Raw genomic sequence first — 3,239 nt, 5'->3', positions numbered from 1 at the left:
CGGCTCTTGGTTCCGGTGCAATTTTCAGCGGCAAAAGTCAACCGTTTTATTTCAATAAAAAGGGTTGTCTTTCTTCGTCAAAGGGTTGACGGTCAACCCTTTGACGGGTAGAATGTCTCTCATGGTTGATAAGGAGATATGACCATGACCCAGCAAGTTTTCGAGGCATTGGCGGACTGGATTTCTGAAGGTGTCGCAGTCGATTTTGAGGCCCTGGGCTTCGACATCGAGGTGATTACCGTCGATCCCCCCGCCGACCTGGCTAACTGATTCGGACGGGTGACGGTGAGCAGACCATACCCGACCGAGAAACCAGACCATCAACAACCCGCAGGAGATAAGCCAATGGCAACCGCGACCAAACCCCAGCCGCAGAACCGCGAAATCGTTTTGAACGGCTCGCGCCTGTTCGAGCGCTGGGACGGCAAGACGTGGATTTGCTACCGCGTGACGAAACCCTAAACCCAGCAAACCCCCAGCGCTGGGGGTGACGGTGAGCAGACCAGACCCCCGGCGCAGTTTCCAGACCATCGACCTTTAGGAGTGATCCAGATGCAACCAACCACCGCAACCCCGACCGAAACCGCCCGCCCGGCCGCCCTCGTGCCCACCGGCTCGCCCCTGTTCTCCCTGGGCCAGCTCTGCGCCACGCCCGGCGCGCTGGAGGTGCTGGAGCAGAACGGCCAGCAGCCTATCCACTTTGTCGCCCGCCACGTTGCCGGCGACTGGTCGGAAATGGACGCCGAAGACCAGCAGACCAACCGGGAGGCGCTGGAGTGCGGCGCGCGCGTGCTCTCGTCCTACACGACGAAGAACGGGCAAAAGCTCTGGATCATCACCGAGGCCGACCGCAGCGTGACCACCCTGCTGCTGCCTTCCGAGTATTGAGCAACGACGCCGGGGCCACCGCCCCGGCCTGACAGCGGGGTGAGCATGACAACCAAGACCATCGGCCTGTACCTGACCAGATCAGGCAAAGAGGCCATCCGCCTGAAGGAATACCCCTTGCGCGACGGCCGCAAGGGCTATTCCTGGATCGGTGAATACGGGGCAGGCAGCGGCGAACCGCTGGCCGCCTACCTCGCCATGATCGAGCAATTCAAGAAGACCAAGCGCGGGATGCAAACGGTGATCGACGCCCACGCGCACCAGGAAGAAGGGGAGCCCAGCCGTGGCTAAGAAGCACATCCGTTACACCAACGACCACCAGGCCGAGCTGGGCAAGCTGCTGCGCGAGCTGGGCTATCGGCACGGCCTCTGGCAAGTCTTCCGCGACTTTGTGGCCATGTGCGCCATTGCGATCAGCAACGCCGTAGACAAGCGCCAGTTTGCCGCGCGCGAGGCTGAATATATGAAGATCGTCGGCCGCTATACCAAGGAAGAAGCCGACATGATGGCCCGAGGCTTGGCCCATGTCACTTTCGGCCTTGAAGCTGGCATGTGTGATTTTCTCGGCTCCCTGTTCATGAATCTGGAGCTGGGCGACTCTTGGAAAGGCCAGTTTTTCACGCCCTACGAGGTCAGCTATTTGATGGCCGCGATCAACATGGGCGACCGCGCGCCCGTGGAAATCGAGAAAAAGGGCTTTATCACCCTCTGCGATCCATGCGTAGGCGGTGGCGCAATGGTTATTGCGGCCGCCCATGCCTTGCAGGACGCGAAAATCAACTATCAGCAGCACATGCACGCCGTCGCCGTCGATATTGACATCGTGGCGGTGCAAATGGCCTATGTGCAGTTGTCGCTGCTGCATATCCCGGCTGTCGTCTATCACGGCAATTCGCTGAGCGTTGAAACATGGTCAACGTGGCGCACGCCCGCCCATGTCCTGGGCTTTTGGGATGTGAAGCTGCGCCGCGCCGGTGACGCCGCCACCCTGACCGTGCCCGCCGCCCAGTCTCGCGCCGAGGAAGCGGCCGACGACGCCGAGGCCGAGGCGGAAGCCATGCCCACCGCCGCCGCCCTGGCTCCCTCGCCCGTTCCCGCCCTGGCCGCAGACATCAACCTGCGCGGCCAGCTCGCCCTGTTCTGAAAGGTTCGCCCGTGACCACCGCCACCACTACCACCAAGCCCGCCGCCCGCTTCCTGCCCTGGGTGGACATGCTCGCCGAGGTCGGCTCGCCGATCATCAAGCAGCGCGACCAGGCGGCCGCGCTGCTGGCCGAAGCCGACGCCCTGGAGCGCCAGGCCGACGAGCTGCGCCGCGCGGCTGTCGCCGCCCGCGCTCCGCTGCTGGAGCGCGTCATGAAGAACTGGAGCCTGGCCGAGCTGGAGCAGGCCGCCAACCGCGCCGAGTCCATCACCCACCCGGTGCCGCTGCACTGCATCGAGGACGCCGAGCTGCGCAACGCCATTCGCGCCCTGGAGGGCACGCAAGGCCCGCTCGACGTGCTGCGCCTGTTCAATCAGAAGGTGATCCGCCAGCACAACCTGCTGAGCACGGCCACCGAGGACGAGCGCCGCGCCACCCTGGCCCGCGCGCTCAACTGGTGGAATTTCGCCGTGGTGCCCATGCTTGAGCGCATGGGCACGGAATAGGGGAGGGCGGCCGCCGTGAGCATCGAGCAAGAGGCCGCCGAGCTGGTGGCCGCCGTCGATCCGGCCGCTGTCGCGGCCGTGCTCGCCGACTTCCCCCCAGCCGAGGACATCACCATCCGGGAGCACTGGCAGGAACTCGACCCGACCCTGACCAAGAAGGCCCCGCGTGACCTGGCGGCCCGCGAGTCCTTCCTGTTGGCCAAGGTCGCCAGCTACGAGGCGTCCCGCCTCGCCAGCATCGCCCGGTACAACGACCTGCGCGACCGGGGCCTGGCGGCCCTGTCGCCCTACGACATCTGCATTTCCAGCGGCAATGACCCCTTGGGCGCGCTGCGCTGCGCCCTTCGGCTGAAGGACGCCCATATCTCCTATGACCTGTCGATCCTTGTCCGCTTGCACCTGGAGCTGGACGAGGTGAGGGCGCTGCGTGCGGGCTCCATGTCCCCCCAGCTCGCCCTGTTCTGACGCGCGGCCGCCTGTCGGCGGTGCGGCCTGCGGCCGGTGCCAGCCTTCGGCTGGCCGTGGTGCCGGGCTTGCGCCCGCTCCAACAGCCAGCAGGCCGCCGCGCTGCGCGCGCCGACCTGCCACCCACCCGCACCACCTGGCTGCTTTCCGGCTGACCCTTGCGCCTGGCCAGCTTTCACTGCTGGGCGAATCTGGCCGCTGCGCGACCAGACCGGGCTGCTCCGGGTTCGCGCCTT

6 protein-coding genes are annotated in these 3,239 nt (G+C 65.2%); all 6 read left to right on the top strand.

Going from position 1 to position 3,239, the window contains the following annotated elements; translation table 11 throughout:
* Nucleotides 1-144: 144 nt before the first annotated feature.
* Nucleotides 145-270, top strand: a complete 126-nt coding sequence (locus QZ609_RS25755) for a hypothetical protein (RefSeq protein WP_259394498.1) — start codon at nt 145-147, stop codon at nt 268-270.
* Between the two features lie 282 nt (nt 271-552).
* The gene (locus QZ609_RS25750) at nt 553-888 is read left to right on the top strand and encodes a hypothetical protein (protein WP_042339299.1); all 336 of its coding nucleotides are present in this window, start codon (nt 553-555) and stop codon (nt 886-888) included.
* Nucleotides 889-933: 45 nt separating this feature from the next.
* Entirely contained in the window at nt 934-1,179 is a 246-nt protein-coding gene (locus QZ609_RS25745; protein ID WP_137959871.1) for a hypothetical protein, read from the top strand.
* The gene (locus QZ609_RS25740; protein WP_042339297.1) at nt 1,172-2,032 is read left to right on the top strand and encodes an N-6 DNA methylase; all 861 of its coding nucleotides are present in this window, start codon (nt 1,172-1,174) and stop codon (nt 2,030-2,032) included. Before QZ609_RS25745 ends, QZ609_RS25740 begins: the two co-directional genes overlap by 8 nt.
* 11 nt (nt 2,033-2,043) lie before the next feature.
* Nucleotides 2,044-2,538: a stable inheritance protein KleA gene (gene kleA, locus QZ609_RS25735; protein WP_245621252.1), complete on the top strand. Its 495-nt coding sequence runs from the start codon at nt 2,044-2,046 to the stop codon at nt 2,536-2,538.
* Nucleotides 2,539-2,553: 15 nt separating this feature from the next.
* Complete coding sequence (locus QZ609_RS25730) at nt 2,554-3,003, top strand: hypothetical protein (RefSeq protein ID WP_028229055.1); 450 nt, start codon at nt 2,554-2,556, stop codon at nt 3,001-3,003.
* Nucleotides 3,004-3,239: the final 236 nt, after the last annotated feature.

This window comes from uncultured Ralstonia sp. (assembly GCA_913056305.1).
Classification (GTDB): Bacteria; Pseudomonadota; Gammaproteobacteria; order Burkholderiales; family Burkholderiaceae; genus Ralstonia.
This window is presented reverse-complemented; position numbering and strand designations above follow the sequence as displayed.

Excerpts from the sequence above, each read along its gene's own strand:
- QZ609_RS25755 (WP_259394498.1), top strand. The coding sequence starts at position 145 with ATGACCCAGCAAGTTTTCGAGGCATTGGCGGACTGGATTTCTGAAGGT.
- QZ609_RS25750 (WP_042339299.1), top strand. The coding sequence starts at position 553 with ATGCAACCAACCACCGCAACCCCGACCGAAACCGCCCGCCCGGCCGCC.
- QZ609_RS25745 (WP_137959871.1), top strand. The coding sequence starts at position 934 with ATGACAACCAAGACCATCGGCCTGTACCTGACCAGATCAGGCAAAGAG.